Consider the following 15,598-nt stretch of genomic DNA (forward strand, 5'->3'; position numbering starts at 1 on the left):
CTCGTCGCGCAGCACGGTGTCGAGGCCGACCTGCTCGATGGCCTTCTCCGTCAGGGCCTGTTCCGGCCGCGACTCGGGCAGCTTCAGGAACACGACGACCGCGCACGCCATCGTCATCCCGGCTTCGATCAGGAACCCGGCGAGATAGGTGTACTCGGTGATGAAGCCGGCGGTCATGGCGGAGACGGCGAAACCGAGGTTGATGGCCCAGTAGTTGAGGGAGAAGGCCCGTGCGCGGTCCTCGGGCCGGACGATGTCGGTCATCATTGCCTGCACGGCGGGCCTCGAGGCGTTGGACGCCATGCCGACCGGGAAGGCGACGGCGGCGATGGCGACGGGGTCGCGCATGAACCCGAGCAGCGCCACGGACGGCGCGGTCGAGGCCTGCGCGACCAGGAGCGTGGGCCGCCGCCCGAACCGGTCGGTCATGACACCGGCGCCGAGGGACGAGATGACACCACCGAGCCCGTGCAGCGCGGCGACGAGGCCAGCGTGGGAGGCGGAGTAGCCGCGGTCGAGGGTCAGATACAGCGCCACGAAGGTGGCGACGAAGGCACCCAGCCGGTTGACCAGCGTGCTGGTCCACAGCCACCAGAACTCGCGGGGAAGCCCGGAGACGGACTCTCGGACGGCACGTCTCAGGGCGGCGACGGACATACGGGATCCCCCACGGATGCGTCTGGATGTAAGTGGCTCATGCGGTACGTGTGACTTACGATTCGGGCGTCGCCGCAGGCCACCCAATTAACAGATCCAGTCAACTGTCCGGCTGCCGAGCGGACGCACAAGGGATCAACGGCTTGGATTACGCTCATACGCATGGCCGACGCACCGTACAAGCTGATCCTCCTCCGCCACGGCGAGAGCGAATGGAACGCGAAGAACCTGTTCACCGGCTGGGTGGACGTCAACCTCAACGAGAAGGGCGAGAAGGAGGCAGTCCGCGGCGGTGAGCTGCTCAAGGACGCCGGCCTGCTGCCCGACGTGGTCCACACGTCCCTCCAGAAGCGCGCGATCCGCACGGCCCAGCTCGCGCTGGAGTCCGCGGACCGCCACTGGATCCCGGTCCATCGCAGCTGGCGCCTGAACGAGCGCCACTACGGCGCCCTCCAGGGCAAGGACAAGGCCCAGACCCTCGCCGAGTTCGGCGAGGAGCAGTTCATGCTGTGGCGCCGCTCCTACGACACGCCGCCGCCCCCGCTCGAGGACGGCACGGAGTTCTCCCAGTCCGGCGACCCGCGCTACGCGACGATCCCCCCGGAGCTCCGCCCCCGCACGGAGTGCCTCAAGGACGTCGTCATCCGCATGCTCCCGTACTGGTACGACGGCATCGTCCCCGACCTCCTGGCCGGCCGCACGGTCCTGGTCGCGGCCCACGGCAACAGCCTCCGCGCCCTGGTCAAGCACCTGGACGGCATCTCCGACGCCGACATCGCGGGGCTGAACATCCCGACGGGCATTCCGCTGTCGTACGAACTGGACGCGGACTTCAAGCCGGTCAACCCCGGCGGCACGTACCTCGATCCCGAGGCGGCCGCGGCGGCGATCGAGGCGGTCAAGAACCAGGGCAAGAAGAAGTAATCCGTACTGATCAAGCCCCCTGCCTGCGGTTTCCCGTAGGTAGGGGGCTTGTCGCTGTGCTGGGGCCGTCTCTGGGCCGTCACACCGCCCGGGTGGGGTCGCCCACCCGCCGCCTGCCGTAGTGCCGGTCATCGTCCCGGCCGTTCGGGGATATGCGGGCCGCCGCCGACGCGTTTCCCGCCCCGCGGGGGCATCCCTTGACGGAACGAAAGGGAGACACGATGCCGCTCTATCTATCGAGGTTCAGCTACACGCCGGAGACTTGGGCCAGGCTGATCGGCCATCCGGAGGACCGTGCGCAGGCCGCTCAGTCGTACATCGAGTCCGTCGGCGGGAACCTCCATGGCTTCTGGTACGCCTTCGGCACGCACGACGGTTACAACCTGTGGGAAGCTCCGGACAACGTGTCCATGGCCTCGGTTGCGCTGGCGATCAGCGGAGGCGGCGCGCTCAGCTTGTTTGAGACGACTGTTCTCCTGACCGTCGATGAAACGATGGAGGCCCTGCGCACAGCCGAGCAAGTCCAGTACCGGGCTCCTGGCGCGTAGAAGTCTTGCCATCGGCCCGTCGTTGCTCACGCCCCAGCCTGGGCCAGGCGCTGGAACGCCCGTGTGGTGCGCGGGTGGGCGATCTCGTCCAGCAGGTGTCGCCACTCGGGGTCGGCGAGAGCCGGGTGGGTCAGGTCCCAGGCGGTGAGCAGCGGGTCGAGGCTGCTCTCGCCGGGGGTCTCGGTCAGTTCGTCCGGAGAGGGGCTCGTCTGTGAGGAAAGCTGCGACTTCATGAGGTTTCCTTCCGGAGGGGGACTGTGAACCTCTGGGATCCGATGGCTCAACGATGCCGTCGCCGGCTCGCCGGAACCATGGAGTGCCCCACCGGATCGAGGGTGCAGGTGACTGCACCCCGAGAGAACCGCTGGTCCCCCTCGGAGAGGGTGGGCCGGGTCACGTCACCAGGTCACCAGATCGACAGCGGAACCGGATGGATCTCGTCGGCCGGATGGCCGGTGCGTTCGTGGATGCGCTTGACCGCGTCGGCCGAGGGGGCCTCGGAGAGGCAGTAGACGACGCCGGAGTCCGGGTCCGCCCACGCCCGCTCGAAGTGCACGCCCTCGTCCCCTTCGACCGCGAGGCCCGCCTTGTGGGCCTCCTCCAGCTGCTCGCGGGTGATGCCCTTCATCCCGTGGTGTACGTCCATGTACTGAGCCATGGCCTCGCACCTCCCCTGCTACTCCTACCTCTGCTTCTGCTTCCATGCTGCGCCTCTGCGGGCGCCCGGGCTAGCGCACGACGAGGGGCCCCGGCATCCCGCCGGGGCCCCTCACCGTCGTACGCGGTCTACGGCGTCGTACGTCCTCACCCGCACTGACAGGGACTGCCGGACTGGCACCCGCAGCCGCAGCCCGAGCCGCAGCCGCACGCGCCGGAGAGCGGGAGGCTCCTGATCTCGGCGGGCTGGTCGGTGTCGTGGTCCTGTGTGGGGTCGGGCGTGGTCATGGGGGATTCGGCCATGGGTCCCTCCTCGAGGCTGGATGCCTGTGCCCATTGGATGCCCGCCCAGCTGGGCGCATCAACGGCGCACAGAGGCTTGCGCACACCCCGGACAGGGCCCGTACCCCCATGGAGGGACTGAGTCAGACCCCATGAAGGGACTGGGTCAGACGCCCTCCGCCGGCTGGATCTCCGGCTGGAGGTCGGCCTGGATCTCGTCCGCGTGCTCACCCGTCACCAGGTACACCACACGCTTCGCCACCGACACCGCGTGGTCGGCGAACCGCTCGTAGTAGCGGCCGAGCAGCGTCACGTCGACGGCCGTCTCGATGCCGTGCTTCCAGCGGTCGTCCATCAGGTGCTGGAAGAGGGTGCGGTGCAGCAGGTCCATCTCGTCGTCGTCCTGCTCCAGCTGGAGAGCCAGGTCGACGTCCTTCGTCACGATCACCTCGGCCGCCTTCGCCATCAGGCGCTGCGCGAGCTGGCCCATCTCCAGGATGGTCGCGTGCAGGTCGTGCGGGATCGCCCGCTCGGGGTAACGCAGCCGCGTGAGCTTGGCCACGTGTTGGGCCAGGTCGCCCGAGCGTTCGAGGTCGGCGGACATTCGGAGCGAGGTGACGACGATCCGCAGGTCGGTCGCCACCGGCTGCTGGCGGGCCAGCAGGGCTATCGCCCGGGCCTCCAGGTCGTGCTGGAGATCGTCGACCTTCTGGTCGGCCTCGATCACGCTCTCGGCGAGCTTCAGGTCGGAGTCGAGTATGGCCGTCGTGGCGCGCCCGATCGCCGACCCGACCAGCCGGGCCATCTCCACCAGACCGTCGCCGATCGAATCAAGTTCCTCGTGGTACGCGTCCCGCATCAGGGGTCCCTCTCTTTACTGCAGCCTTGGGAGTTCCAGGGGCCGGAAGACCGTCGTACAACCGGCGGAAGACGGTCGCAAAACCGGCGGTGTGAACCCCACGCTCCCACGTTCCGGCCCGTACGCGTCCGTTTCCGTCACCCCAAATGAACCACTACTGGCTCCAAGGTGAACTCTGGGCGACGAGTGTTCGAGGTCGCACATCGATGGCTGTGGCCAGGAGCGATCCCGTGCCTAACCTGGATGCATGGACGTGAACGCGGCGGTCGCCGCAGTGGCTGCGATTGCCGGTGCACTCACCGGCGTCATCGCCATGCTGGCGTTCCGCTGGAGCGAACGCGACCTGAAGCGGCCCACCCGCACCTCCCTGCACACCGACCCGGTCCTGCCGCCCGGCGTGGACACGGTCCTGTCGGTGCTCCGGTCCTCGGCCGTCGTCCTCGACGAGGCGGACGCGGTGGTCAAGGCCAGCTCGGCGGCGTACGCCCTCGGCCTGGTCCGGGGCGGCAAGCTCTCCGTGGATCCCATGCTCCAGATGGCGCGGGACACGAGACGGGACGGCGAGATACGGCAGGTCGAGCTGGACCTCCCCAGGCGCGGAACCGGGCGTGGGGAGGCTCTCGCCGTCTCCGCACGTGTCGCGCCCCTCGGCTCCCGGCTGGTGCTGCTCCTCGTCGAGGATCTCACCGAAGCCCGGCGCATCGAGGCGGTACGGCGCGACTTCGTCGCGAACGTGAGCCACGAGCTGAAGACCCCGGTCGGCGCGCTCTCCCTCCTCTCCGAAGCCGTCATGGACGCCTCCGACGACCCCGAGGCCGTGGAGCGCTTCGCCGGACGCATGCAGATCGAGGCGACCCGCCTGACCAACCTGGTCCAGGAGCTCATCGACCTCTCCCGGGTCCAGAACGACAACCCGCTGGAGGACGCCGAACCGGTCCGAGTCGACGAACTCGTCGCCGAAGCCGTCGACCGCTGCCGCCAGCCCGCCGCCAGCAAGCAGATCACCATGGCTTCGAATGTATGGGCGCCCGAAGGGCTCGATCAGGGGGGTGGTGCGAGACGGGCGGGCGGCACCGCCGATCTGCGACTCTGGGGTAACCGCGGCCAGCTGGCCGCCGCTCTCGGCAACCTCGTCGAGAACGCCGTCAACTACTCGCCCGCCCGCACCCGCGTCGGCATCGCCGCCCGCCGGGTGACCGCCCCCGGCGGTGACCTGATCGAGATCGCCGTCACCGACCAGGGCATCGGCATCTCCGACAAGGACAAGGAGCGCATCTTCGAGCGCTTCTACCGCGTCGACCCGGCCCGCTCCCGTGCCACCGGTGGTACGGGCCTCGGCCTGGCGATCGTCAAGCACGTGGCCGCCTCGCACGGCGGGGAGGTCACGGTGTGGAGCTCCGAGGGACAGGGCTCCACGTTCACCCTGAGACTGCCGGAGGCGGGTGCGGCCCGCGACCGCGCACAGCAGCACGCCGCCCTCGACGACCAGGCCGGACAGTCCGACCAACCGTCCCACCACGACACACGCCCCGACTCATCCGCGTACGAAACGCTTTCCGCCCCGGAGGTCCTTCCGTGACCCGAGTGCTCGTCGTCGAGGACGAGGAGTCCTTCTCCGACGCCCTGTCGTACATGCTCCGCAAGGAGGGCTTCGAGGTCGCGGTCGCGACCACCGGGCCCGACGGACTCGACGAGTTCGAGCGCAACGGCGCCGACCTCGTCCTCCTCGACCTGATGCTGCCCGGCCTGCCGGGCACCGAGGTGTGCCGTCAGCTGCGCGGCCGTTCCAACGTCCCCGTCATCATGGTGACCGCCAAGGACAGCGAGATCGACAAGGTCGTCGGGCTGGAGATAGGAGCCGATGACTACGTCACCAAGCCCTTCTCCTCTCGCGAACTGGTCGCCCGCATCCGCGCCGTGCTCCGCCGCCGCGGGGAGCCCGAGGAGGTCACCCCGGCCGCCCTCGAGGCCGGCCCGGTCCGCATGGACGTCGACCGCCACGTGGTGACGGTCTCCGGCTCCAAGGTCGACCTCCCTCTCAAGGAGTTCGACCTCCTGGAGATGCTGCTGCGCAACGCCGGCCGCGTCCTGACCCGTATGCAGCTCATCGACCGCGTCTGGGGCGCCGACTACGTCGGCGACACCAAGACCCTGGACGTCCACGTGAAGCGCCTGCGCGCCAAGATCGAGCCGGACCCGGGCGCACCGCGGTATCTGGTGACGGTGCGCGGTCTCGGCTACAAGTTCGAGCCGTAAACACCATCGCTCCTACGCCGAAGGGCGGGACCTCCGTTTCCGGGGGTCCCGCCCTTCGTCTTCCACGACTGTCAGGTCGCCGTACGGCTGCTCAGTGGCCGGCGGCGGGCGAGGCGGTCGCGGCACCGGCGTCGGCCTCCGTACCCGCCTCCGTACCGGCCTCGGTCCCGGTCCCGTCGGTCGGCGTCGGCGACGTGGTCGCGGCCGGGTCGGTGGGCTCGGTGGTGGTGCCCGGCTCCTGGGTCGGCGTGGCACGCGGCGCCGTCGGGACCTCGGTCGGGCCCCAGCCCTCGAAGTAGCCCTCGGCCGGGACGACGAAGGCGCGCAGGCTCACGTCGCCGGTCTTGCTGAAGGTGAAGGTGACCTTCTGCGCGTTGCCGTCCTGGAGGGCCTCACGGCTGCCGGCCAGCACCGCGGAGGCGTTGTCCTTGCCGCCGAGGACGAGCGAGCCGCCGGCCGGGATGGACATGCTCTGGCCCTTGGCGGGGGTGAGCTCGGCGGCCTTGCCGACGCCGTCCACGGTGATGGACTCCAGCGTCTGGGCGGTGCTGCCCGAGTTGAACAGGGTCGCGGAGATCACCGCCGGGCCGGTGGACTCCAGGTCGGGCTGGGTGATGACGACCGCGTTCTGGATCTTGATGTCGCCGACCGAGGTCGCGGCGTTGTCCGGCTTGATCTCCAGAGTCTGGCTGTTGTTGCCGGCGCCGCACGCGGCGAGCGAGGCGATCGAGAACACGATGGCGGCGGCGGCGAGGCCACCGCGTCGAAGGCTGCTGCTCACGGCGGCGGCAACTCCTTGACTCGAACGGGGCGGGCGCATAAAGCCGCCCTAAGTGTCTGTCAGCGGCCTCAGGTTACCGAGCCGTTCCCGCGCGGCCGCACCCGACCCTCCCCAAGAGGCCGTCTTCGTTCAGCGGGGTGTGGCTCCGGAGGTACTCCGGGGCACTCCGGGGGAACAGGTGATCCGCGCGTCACTTTGGCCGTGCACTCGTCCGGCATTCACATAAGAGTCCCCGGAGTGTGTCTGGCATCCGCACGCAGATTTTCCGTGAAGGAATGCGCGTCCGTCCCCGGAATTGATCAACAGCCGATCCGGCAGTCGATCCGGCAGTCGATCCGACGGACGCTCGTGATCAATTCCGGAATCGTCCGGCACTCGACTTCCGGACATCGAACGGAGTAGCGGAAGTCGCACGCATGGAACCAGACATATGGGGACGTTCAGCCATCTGGACGGGCCTCCGGATGTGTGTAACGTGCGGGTTTCACCTGCCCCGGAGAGCGGCTCCGACCTGCGAATACCTTCTTCCGGTCGGCCCGCGAAGCACGTTCCTGTTGCTGTTGTCAAGCCCCGAGATATGCCCTGACCTGCGAAAACGCCATTCAGAAGACGCCGTATCCGTGTTACCCTGGATAGCCACGGAAGGGGTACCTGTCACATGACGTTCAAGGTTGGCGACACCGTGGTCTATCCCCATCACGGGGCCGCGCTGATCGAGGCCATCGAAACTCGCCAGATCAAAGGCGTGGACAAGACCTACTTGGTGCTGAAGGTCGCCCAGGGTGACCTGACGGTGCGTGTGCCAGCGGACAATGCGGAGTTCGTCGGCGTGCGTGATGTGGTCGGTCAGGACGGGCTGGACCGGGTCTTCGAGGTGCTGCGCGCGCCGTACGCCGAGGAGCCCACGAACTGGTCGCGTCGTTACAAGGCAAATCTGGAGAAGCTCGCCTCCGGCGATGTCATCAAGGTCGCGGAAGTCGTGCGTGACCTGTGGCGTCGTGAGCGCGAGCGCGGACTCTCCGCCGGTGAGAAGCGCATGCTCGCCAAGGCACGCCAGATCCTGGTGAGCGAACTCGCTCTCGCGGAGAACACCAACGAGGACAAGGCCGAGGCCCTGCTCGACGAGGTTCTCGCGTCCTGACGCAGACGGCAGGCAGCCAGCCCGCTCAAGCTCAGCACACTGAAATGCCGCGGTGCCCGATGACGTATTTTCTGTCGCCGGGCGCTGCGGCATGTTCGCGTTTCGACGCCGTACGCGTGTTCATCTTCCGGGGAGCCCCCGGAATACTTGGTGTGCCGGGTCCGGGTTGCTGGCTCGACCATGTCACGGAAGGGTCCGGTCAAGCCGTCGCACCCGGCACGCTGAGGCCATACCCACGTAGGCCGAGCACACAAACCTGACAGGAACCGATGTCTGACGATTCGCGCCCTTCGCCCGCGGAGGCCCGCACTGAAAGCCGTACGGCAGCCCGTACGGCAGCCCGTACGGCAGCCCGTACGGCCGTCGTCATCCCGGCCGCCGGCCGGGGCGTGCGGCTCGGTCCGGGCGCCCCCAAAGCGCTTCGTGCGCTGAACGGCACTCCCATGCTCATCCACGCGGTACGCGCGATGGCCGCGTCCCGTGCCGTGTCCCTGGTCGTCGTCGTGGCGCCGCCCGACGGGGCCGCCGAGGTCAAGTCCCTGCTCGACGCGCACGCGCTGCCCGAACGGACCGACTTCCTGGTCGTCCCCGGCGGTGAGTCCCGGCAGGAGTCCGTGAAGCTCGGCCTGGACGCGCTGCCGCCCGACTTCGACATCGTGCTGGTGCATGACGCCGCGCGGCCGCTGGTGCCGGTGGACACCGTGGACGCGGTGATCGAGGCGGTACGGGAGGGAGCGCCGGCCGTGGTGCCGGCGCTGCCGCTCGCGGACACGGTGAAGGAGGTCGCGGCGGCAGCGGAGCCGGGGGCTCCGGAGCCGGTGGTGGCTACGCCGGAGCGGGCGCGACTGCGGGCGGTGCAGACGCCGCAGGGCTTTGACCGGGCGACGCTGATCCGGGCGCACGAGACGGTGACGGACGATGTCACGGACGACGCCAGCATGGTGGAGCAGCTCGGGCTGACGGTCGTGGTCGTGCCGGGGCATGAGGAGGCGTTCAAGGTGACGCGGCCCTTGGACCTGGTCCTTGCGGAGGCGGTCCTGGCGCGGAGGAGGCTGAACGATGGCTTCTGAGGTTTCTGAGGCTTTCGACGCGCTTCCGCCGCTGCCGCAGGTCGGTATCGGTACCGACGTCCACGCCTTCGAGGAAGGCCGTGAACTGTGGTGCGCGGGACTCAAATGGGAGGGTGAGGGGCCGGGGCTGGCCGGCCACTCCGACGCGGACGTGGTCGCGCACGCCGCGTGCAACGCGTTGTTCTCGGCGGCGGGGCTGGGGGATCTGGGCCAGCACTTCGGTACGGGGCGTCCTGAGTGGTCGGGGGCGTCGGGGGTCGTGTTGCTGACGGAGGCGGCCCGTATCGTCCGCGAGGCGGGCTTCCGGATCGGCAACATCGCGGTGCAGGTCGTCGGGCCGCGACCGAAGATCGGCAAGCGGCGTGACGAGGCGCAGAAGGTTCTGTCGGAGGCGGCCGGAGCGCCGGTGTCGGTGTCGGGGGCGACGACGGATGGGCTGGGGTTCCCGGGGCGGGACGAAGGCCTGATGGCGGTGGCGACGGCGCTGGTGGTGCGGGTGGTCTGAGCCTCCCTTTTGCCCACCCACCACCCGTTTACGGTCGGGAGAGCGGTGGGCCTCGCCCGGGGTGCCGGTGCGCGGGTCTGAGGAGACCCGCTGATGGCCGCTGCCCCGACCCGATCGGCCGAAGGTCGCGAGGCACCCTCCTCCGCCTACTACCCTGGACCCGTGACTATTCGCCTGTACGACACCAGCGCCCGGCAGATCCGTGACTTCGTCCCGCTCACGCAGGGCTGTGTCTCGATCTACCTGTGTGGTGCCACCGTGCAGGCCGCACCGCACATCGGGCACATCCGCTCCGGCCTCAACTTCGACATCATGCGCCGATGGTTCGCGTACCGCGGATACGACGTGACGTTCGTCCGGAACGTCACCGACATCGACGACAAGATCATCGCCAAGTCCGCCGAGCAGGGCCGCCCGTGGTGGTCCATCGGGTACGAGAACGAGCGGGCCTTCACCGACGGCTACCGCGCGCTCGGCTGCCTGCCGCCCACCTACGAGCCGCGTGCCACCGGGCATGTGACCGAGATGGTCGAGATGATGCGCGGGCTCATCGAGCGCGGGCACGCCTACGAGTCCGACGGGAACGTGTACTTCGACGTGAAGTCGTTCCCGGAGTACCTGCGGCTGTCCAACCAGGAGCTGGAGAACCTCCAGCAGCCCTCCGGAGCGGGCGAGACCGGCAAGCGGGACCCGCGTGACTTCGCCATGTGGAAGGCCGTGAAGCCGGGCGAGCCCAGCTGGGAGACGCCGTGGGGGCGTGGACGGCCCGGGTGGCATCTCGAGTGCTCCGCCATGGCTCACAAGTACCTGGGCTCCGCCTTTGACATCCACGGCGGCGGGCTCGATCTCATCTTCCCGCACCACGAGAACGAGATCGCCCAGGCCAAGGCCTACGGCGACGAGTTCGCCCGATACTGGGTGCACAACGCCTGGGTCACCATGAGCGGCGAGAAGATGTCGAAGTCGCTGGGCAACAGCGTCCTCGTCTCCGAGATGGTCAAGCACTGGCGGCCCATCGTGCTGCGGTACTACCTCGGTACGCCGCACTACCGCTCGATGATCGAGTACAGCGAGGAGGCCCTGCGCGAGGCCGAGTCGGCGTTCACGCGCATCGAGGGCTTCGCCCAGCGCGTCGTCGAGATGGCCGGCTGTGTCGTCGAGCCCGCCCCCGAGGTGCCGCTCTCCTTCGCCGAGGCCATGGACGACGACCTGGGCGTCCCGCAGGCGCTCGCCGTCATCCACACCACCGTCCGGCAGGGCAACTCCGCCCTCGCCGCCGACGACAAGGAAGCCGCCGTCGCGCGGCTCGCAGAGGTGCGGGCCATGCTCGGCGTCCTCGGGCTCGACCCGCTCGACCCGCACTGGGCCGGCGAGGCGGGCAAGGGCGAGGACCTGCACGGCGTCGTCGACAGCCTCGTGCACCTCGTCCTCGACCAGCGTGAGGCCGCCCGCTCCCGCAAGGACTGGGCGACCGCCGACGCCATCCGCGACCAGCTCAAGCAGTCGGGCCTCGTCATCGAGGACAGCCCGCAGGGGCCGCGCTGGAGCCTCGGGCCGCGCTGAAACACCCACGATCCGCGTGATCGATTGTGCCGCCCGGGCCTCCGGGCGGCACACTGCATAGACATAACAAAGACGTACGCACTCCACCGCTCCACACAGACAGGTAGGTCATGGCCGCTAACAACCGCCGCATGTCCGGCAAGAAGGGCGCGCAGGTCGGCAGTGGCGGCCAGCGGCGCAAGGGCCTGGAGGGCAAGGGCCCGACCCCGCCCGCCGAGATGCGCAAGGGACACAAGAAGAACCGCATCGCCGGCGCCAAGGCGAAGCAGACCATGCGCCGGCCGGCACCCCGGGGCCGCGGCGGCAAGGGGACCTCCGAGTTCGTCGTCGGGCGCAACCCCGTCGTCGAGGCGCTGCGCGAGGGCGTGCCCGCCTCCACGCTCTACGTCCAGCAGTTCATCGACAACGACGAGCGGGTGCGCGAGGCGCTGCAGCTCGCCGCCGAGCGCGGTGGGATCAACCTCATGGAGGCGCCCCGCCCCGAGCTCGACCGGATGACCAACGGGCTCAACCACCAGGGGCTTGTGCTGCAGGTCCCGCCGTACGAGTACGCCCATCCCGAGGATCTCGCCAACGCCGCCTACGACGACGGCGTGGACCCCCTCATCGTCGCCCTCGACGGCGTCACCGACCCGCGCAACCTCGGTGCCGTCGTGCGGTCCGTCTCCGCGTTCGGCGGCCACGGCGTCGTCGTACCCGAGCGGCGCGCGGCCGGCATGACCGCCGGTGCGTGGAAGACGTCCGCCGGCGCCGCCGCCCGTACGCCCGTCGCCCGCGCCACCAACCTGACGCGCGCCCTGGAGGCGTACAAGAAGGCCGGGATCGTCGTCGTCGGGCTCGCCGCCGACGGGGAGGTCGAGCTCGGGGAGCTGCCGGCGCTCGGCGGGCCCGTCGTCATCGTCGTCGGGAGTGAGGGCAAGGGGCTGTCCCGGCTCGTCGGGGAGACCTGCGACCACCGGGTGCGGATCCCGATGCCGGGTGGCGCCGAGTCGCTGAACGCCGGTGTGGCCGCGGGCATCGTGCTGTACGAGGCGGCGCGCCGACGCCGCTGAACACGCGTCCACTTCTTCACCCGTACGGGCCAATCCTGGCGTACAGGGCGAGCTTGACGCGGTCCGGACAGATCCGCCCAGTCATAGCAGTGTCCTAAACACACGTCACTCGGTTAGATGAGTGTGGACACCAGAACACCCCGCACACCCACGGGGGACCGCTCGTCGGGATTCGACGACGCTCCCGCGCTGAGCATGGTGAAGGTGCCGAGCGATCCGGCGCAGGTCATCGTCAATCATGCGAGTTTCCGCGTGCAGTTGGGCGCGTCGACGAGGCGCACCCCGTCCCGGCGGATCGCACCGCACCTGACCGCCACCGAGGACACCGCGCGCATCCCCCTCGTGGGTGCGGCGAACAGAGCAGGCATGACCGGCACGGCTTCCGGCGCGCGCCGCCGGCCCGTCGTCTGGAGCGGCAAGTCCGCGCCCGACGACACCGGCGCCCACCGGCTCCTCCAGGCCGTGCGGGGCGGCAGCGTCCTGCACGGCGAGGAGCCGACTGCCAACGCCGGAGCCACCCAGGTCATTCCGCGCATCGACGCCGGTTACGGCGGCTACGACGACGCGCTGGCCCAGACCATGCAGACGCCCGTCGTCGGCGCCCAGCGCACCCACGACCAGGCCCGGCTGCTGCCCGACATGCCCACCGTCGGCAGCGCCTACGACGAGGAACTCGCCTACGGCGACGAGGAGTTCGAGGACTCCCAGCAGACGGACGTGTACGGGGCGCCCGGCAGGAGCCACGGCGACGACCCGGCCCGGCACGCCTACTACCCCGGCCGCCGGATGAACCTCGGCGTCGTCCTCCTCCCCCTGCGCATCTTCCTCGGCTTCATCTCCATCTACGCCGGCATGGGCAAGCTCTGCGACCCCGTCTACTTCGACGGCGGCAAGCGCGGCTCCATGGTCAAGTGGCTCAACACCCTGCACCCCTGGGAAGTCGCCGAGCCACTGCGGCAGTTCGCCCTCGAACACCCCGTCGGCGCCGGACTCGTCATCGCCTTCTTCCAGGTCATCGTGGGCGTCCTCACGGTCCTGGGCTGCTGGCAGCGGGTCGCCGCGATCCTCGGCGCGCTGCTCTCGGCCGCACTGCTCGTCACCGTCAGCTGGAAGAGCGTCCCCGCCTACGACGCCCCCGACATCATCTACCTCGCCGCCTGGTCCCCGCTGATCATCGCCGGCGCCCCCGTCTACTCCATCGACGGCCGCCTCGCCGGCATGGCCTGGCGGCGGCTCGGCCCCCGCGCCGACATCTGGGACCTGCGCCGCTACGTCCTGCGCCGCGGCGCCCTCGTCAGCGCCGTCGTCGCCGGGCTCACGCTGCTCGTCGGCTCGCTCCTCGGCGGCGCCGTCCGCGACGCCGACCGGATCGTCGTCCCCGGCCCCGGCGAGGCCCCGCGCAACGAACTGCCGGGCTCGCCGCTCCCCGAGGAGCCCCGCCAGCGGCAGAAGCGGACGCCGTCGGCCGTCACCTCGCCCACGCAGGGCGCCACGTCGGGAGCGTCCACGACGCCCAGCGCGGGCGCCGCGAGCACGCCGGGCGCGACCCGCGACACCGCCACCGCGGGCGTCGGCACGCCCAGCCAGACGCAGGGCACGGCCGGCCAGGCCCCGCCGCAGCAGTCCACCCCGGCCGACCAGGCCCCCAGCACCAGCTCCGGCCCGACGTCCGGCGGCCCCTCCGGCGGCACCGGCTCCACAGGCGGCTCAGGCGAAGGCTCCTCCGAACCGGGCCTGGTAGGCGGCCTGTTGGGGTAACTGAGCCGGTGGGCGGCCTCTTGGGCAACCCGTCGTCCACCGGCTGACTCCGACGATGAGATGGGCCCCGCACGGTACCTACCGTGCGGGGCCCATCTTTTGACGTGCGCGGCCTTCAGCGCCCCAGCGCCGCCAACTCCTTAGCCGCCTCAGTCAGATCCTTGGCGGTGTCGATGGCCCGCCAATACGCCCCCTGCGGAATCGGAAACCCCGCCAGACGCCGCTCACGGGCCAGGTGAGGGAACGTGGTGCGCTCATGGTCCCCCCGCGCCGGCAACAGCCCCGCAAACGCAGGGGAGAAGACGTAGACGCCCGCATTGATCTCGTACGTCGTGGGCGGCGCCTCGATGAAGTCCGTGATGTGCCCGAACCCGTCGGTCTTCACCGCACCCCACGGAATCCGCGGCCGCGCCAGCGCGAGGGTCGCGACCGCGTCCCGCTCGGTGTGGAAGTCCGCCATGTCGCGCAGCGAGAAACGGGTCCAGATGTCACCGTTCGTGGCGTACCAGGGGCGGTCGGGGTGGGGGAGATGCGTGGCGGCGTACTTGAGGCCGCCGCCTCGGCCGAGCGGTTCCGATTCGACGACCGTCTGCACACGGACCGGCAGGTCGGCCGTCTCCAGCCACTTCGTCAGGACGTCCGCGAGATGGCCGCAGCTGACCACCACGTCCGTGACGCCTTCCTCGGCGAGCCAGGCAAGCTGATGGCCGATGATCGGTGTCCCCGTGCCGGGGATCTCGACCATCGGCTTGGGCCGGTCGTCGGTGTACGGGCGCAACCTGGAGCCCTGGCCACCGGCCAGGATGACGGCTTGAACGGGGCGGGACGCGGCGCTCGGATCGGTCATGCCCGAACTGTACGCGGCGCCCCGCTCACGGCCTTGTGCCGTCGGTCATTGCTCAGCGGTGTGCCGCGGCGACCCCCGAGGCGAAGGACGGGACGCGGCGCTCGGATCGGTCATGCCCGAACTGTACGCGGCGCCCCGCTCACGGCCTTGTGCCGTCGGTCATTGCTCAGCGGTGTGCCGCGGCGACCCCCGAGGCGAAGGACGTGTCGCAGACGGGCCTGGAGTACGCCTGGGCGCGCGTCGGACCGTACACACGGACCGCGGCGCGGCCCAGGGCGCGGGCGATGGACACGCAGTGACTGGTGAGCGACGGGCGGTCGTGGACGGCCTGCTGGAGGTGGGTGAGGGCGACGCCCGGGTCCCGCTCCTGCAACTCGGTCAGGAGCGTGTCGCGCAGCACGTCCTGTGGCGCCCGGCGTACGGCGCGCGAGGAGGCACCGGACGCCGTTGCGGCGTCCGCCGCGGTGAGCACCGAGTTCGAGGGGTTCCCCGACCAGTTGACTCGGGTGACCGCGAGGGTCCCGGAGAGAACCAGGACGACGGGCAGGACGAAAGCGAGGGTACGGCCGATTCGGCGGGCGGGGCCCCGGCCGCGTCGCGTCTGTTGGGTAGTGGAGTGCTTCACGCGAGTGAGGGTAGCGCGGGGTAATGATTTGGCGACATTTAGTCACCGGTTCGGGGGATGAAGTAGTGCCTCT

The 15,598-nt window shown here is 69.9% G+C and carries 18 protein-coding genes; 10 read left to right on the plus strand and 8 right to left on the minus strand.

The features are described from left to right. Positions 1–657, minus strand: a 657-nt coding sequence (locus AQJ91_RS13940) for an MFS transporter (RefSeq protein WP_159054558.1), incomplete at its 3' end; no start/stop codon positions are given. Between the two features lie 162 nt (positions 658–819). Here AQJ91_RS13940 and AQJ91_RS13945 point away from each other — a divergent pair. After that, a complete protein-coding gene (locus AQJ91_RS13945; protein ID WP_067020567.1) occupies positions 820–1,581 on the plus strand; it encodes a phosphoglyceromutase in 762 nt (253 codons plus the stop codon). 221 nt (positions 1,582–1,802) lie between these two features. Continuing rightward, on the plus strand, positions 1,803–2,129 hold the full coding sequence (locus AQJ91_RS13950) for a GYD domain-containing protein (protein ID WP_067020571.1): 327 nt from the start codon (positions 1,803–1,805) through the stop codon (positions 2,127–2,129). Between the two features lie 26 nt (positions 2,130–2,155). Here AQJ91_RS13950 and AQJ91_RS13955 read toward each other — a convergent pair whose 3' ends face one another. The 4 genes from AQJ91_RS13955 to phoU all read right to left on the minus strand — a co-directional run bounded on the left by AQJ91_RS13955 (position 2,156) and on the right by phoU (position 3,927). Beyond that, positions 2,156–2,362: a hypothetical protein gene (locus AQJ91_RS13955; protein WP_067020574.1), complete on the minus strand. Its 207-nt coding sequence runs from the start codon at positions 2,360–2,362 to the stop codon at positions 2,156–2,158. Between the two features lie 173 nt (positions 2,363–2,535). Continuing rightward, complete coding sequence (locus AQJ91_RS13960) at positions 2,536–2,787, minus strand: SCO4226 family nickel-binding protein (protein WP_067020576.1); 252 nt, start codon at positions 2,785–2,787, stop codon at positions 2,536–2,538. Positions 2,788–2,933: 146 nt separating this feature from the next. Next, the gene (locus tag AQJ91_RS54425; RefSeq protein ID WP_199847928.1) at positions 2,934–3,089 is read right to left on the minus strand and encodes a hypothetical protein; all 156 of its coding nucleotides are present in this window, start codon (positions 3,087–3,089) and stop codon (positions 2,934–2,936) included. 145 nt (positions 3,090–3,234) lie between these two features. Then, complete coding sequence (phoU, locus tag AQJ91_RS13965) at positions 3,235–3,927, minus strand: phosphate signaling complex protein PhoU (RefSeq protein ID WP_067020579.1); 693 nt, start codon at positions 3,925–3,927, stop codon at positions 3,235–3,237. Between the two features lie 247 nt (positions 3,928–4,174). Between phoU and AQJ91_RS13970 the strand changes: the two genes are divergently transcribed. Continuing rightward, positions 4,175–5,506: a two-component system sensor histidine kinase PhoR gene (locus tag AQJ91_RS13970; protein WP_067020582.1), complete on the plus strand. Its 1,332-nt coding sequence runs from the start codon at positions 4,175–4,177 to the stop codon at positions 5,504–5,506. Further along, complete coding sequence (locus AQJ91_RS13975; RefSeq protein WP_015659563.1) at positions 5,503–6,183, plus strand: two-component system response regulator PhoP; 681 nt, start codon at positions 5,503–5,505, stop codon at positions 6,181–6,183. The genes AQJ91_RS13970 and AQJ91_RS13975 overlap by 4 nt, the downstream gene beginning before the upstream one ends. 91 nt (positions 6,184–6,274) lie before the next feature. Here AQJ91_RS13975 and AQJ91_RS13980 read toward each other — a convergent pair whose 3' ends face one another. After that, a complete protein-coding gene (locus AQJ91_RS13980) occupies positions 6,275–6,964 on the minus strand; it encodes a copper chaperone PCu(A)C domain-containing protein (RefSeq protein WP_067020586.1) in 690 nt (229 codons plus the stop codon). A 658-nt stretch (positions 6,965–7,622) separates the two neighbouring features. Between AQJ91_RS13980 and AQJ91_RS13985 the strand changes: the two genes are divergently transcribed. The 6 genes from AQJ91_RS13985 (at position 7,623) to AQJ91_RS14010 (ending at position 14,053) form a co-directional block, all read left to right on the plus strand. Further along, positions 7,623–8,105, plus strand: a complete 483-nt coding sequence (locus tag AQJ91_RS13985) for a CarD family transcriptional regulator (protein WP_003953493.1) — start codon at positions 7,623–7,625, stop codon at positions 8,103–8,105. Between the two features lie 269 nt (positions 8,106–8,374). Continuing rightward, positions 8,375–9,175: a 2-C-methyl-D-erythritol 4-phosphate cytidylyltransferase gene (ispD, locus tag AQJ91_RS13990; protein ID WP_067020589.1), complete on the plus strand. Its 801-nt coding sequence runs from the start codon at positions 8,375–8,377 to the stop codon at positions 9,173–9,175. Continuing rightward, on the plus strand, positions 9,165–9,680 hold the full coding sequence (ispF, locus tag AQJ91_RS13995; RefSeq protein WP_067020591.1) for a 2-C-methyl-D-erythritol 2,4-cyclodiphosphate synthase: 516 nt from the start codon (positions 9,165–9,167) through the stop codon (positions 9,678–9,680). The genes ispD and ispF overlap by 11 nt, the downstream gene beginning before the upstream one ends. Positions 9,681–9,842: 162 nt before the next feature. Next, positions 9,843–11,243 (plus strand): cysteine--tRNA ligase, encoded by a 1,401-nt coding sequence (cysS, locus tag AQJ91_RS14000; RefSeq protein ID WP_067021070.1) that lies wholly within the window; start codon positions 9,843–9,845, stop codon positions 11,241–11,243. A 110-nt stretch (positions 11,244–11,353) separates the two neighbouring features. Further along, positions 11,354–12,295 (plus strand): 23S rRNA (guanosine(2251)-2'-O)-methyltransferase RlmB, encoded by a 942-nt coding sequence (gene rlmB, locus AQJ91_RS14005; protein WP_067020595.1) that lies wholly within the window; start codon positions 11,354–11,356, stop codon positions 12,293–12,295. Positions 12,296–12,412: 117 nt separating this feature from the next. Further along, positions 12,413–14,053, plus strand: a complete 1,641-nt coding sequence (locus AQJ91_RS14010) for a DoxX family protein (RefSeq protein WP_079084893.1) — start codon at positions 12,413–12,415, stop codon at positions 14,051–14,053. Positions 14,054–14,168: 115 nt separating this feature from the next. Here the strand turns inward: AQJ91_RS14010 and AQJ91_RS14015 are convergent, their stop codons facing one another. Next, a complete protein-coding gene (locus AQJ91_RS14015; RefSeq protein ID WP_067020599.1) occupies positions 14,169–14,900 on the minus strand; it encodes a nucleotidyltransferase family protein in 732 nt (243 codons plus the stop codon). A 166-nt stretch (positions 14,901–15,066) separates the two neighbouring features. Beyond that, a complete protein-coding gene (locus AQJ91_RS14020; protein WP_067020601.1) occupies positions 15,067–15,525 on the minus strand; it encodes a hypothetical protein in 459 nt (152 codons plus the stop codon). Positions 15,526–15,598 lie beyond the last annotated feature (73 nt).

It is taken from the genome of Streptomyces dysideae, from assembly GCF_001514305.1.
GTDB classification, from domain to species: Bacteria; Actinomycetota; Actinomycetes; order Streptomycetales; family Streptomycetaceae; genus Streptomyces; species Streptomyces dysideae.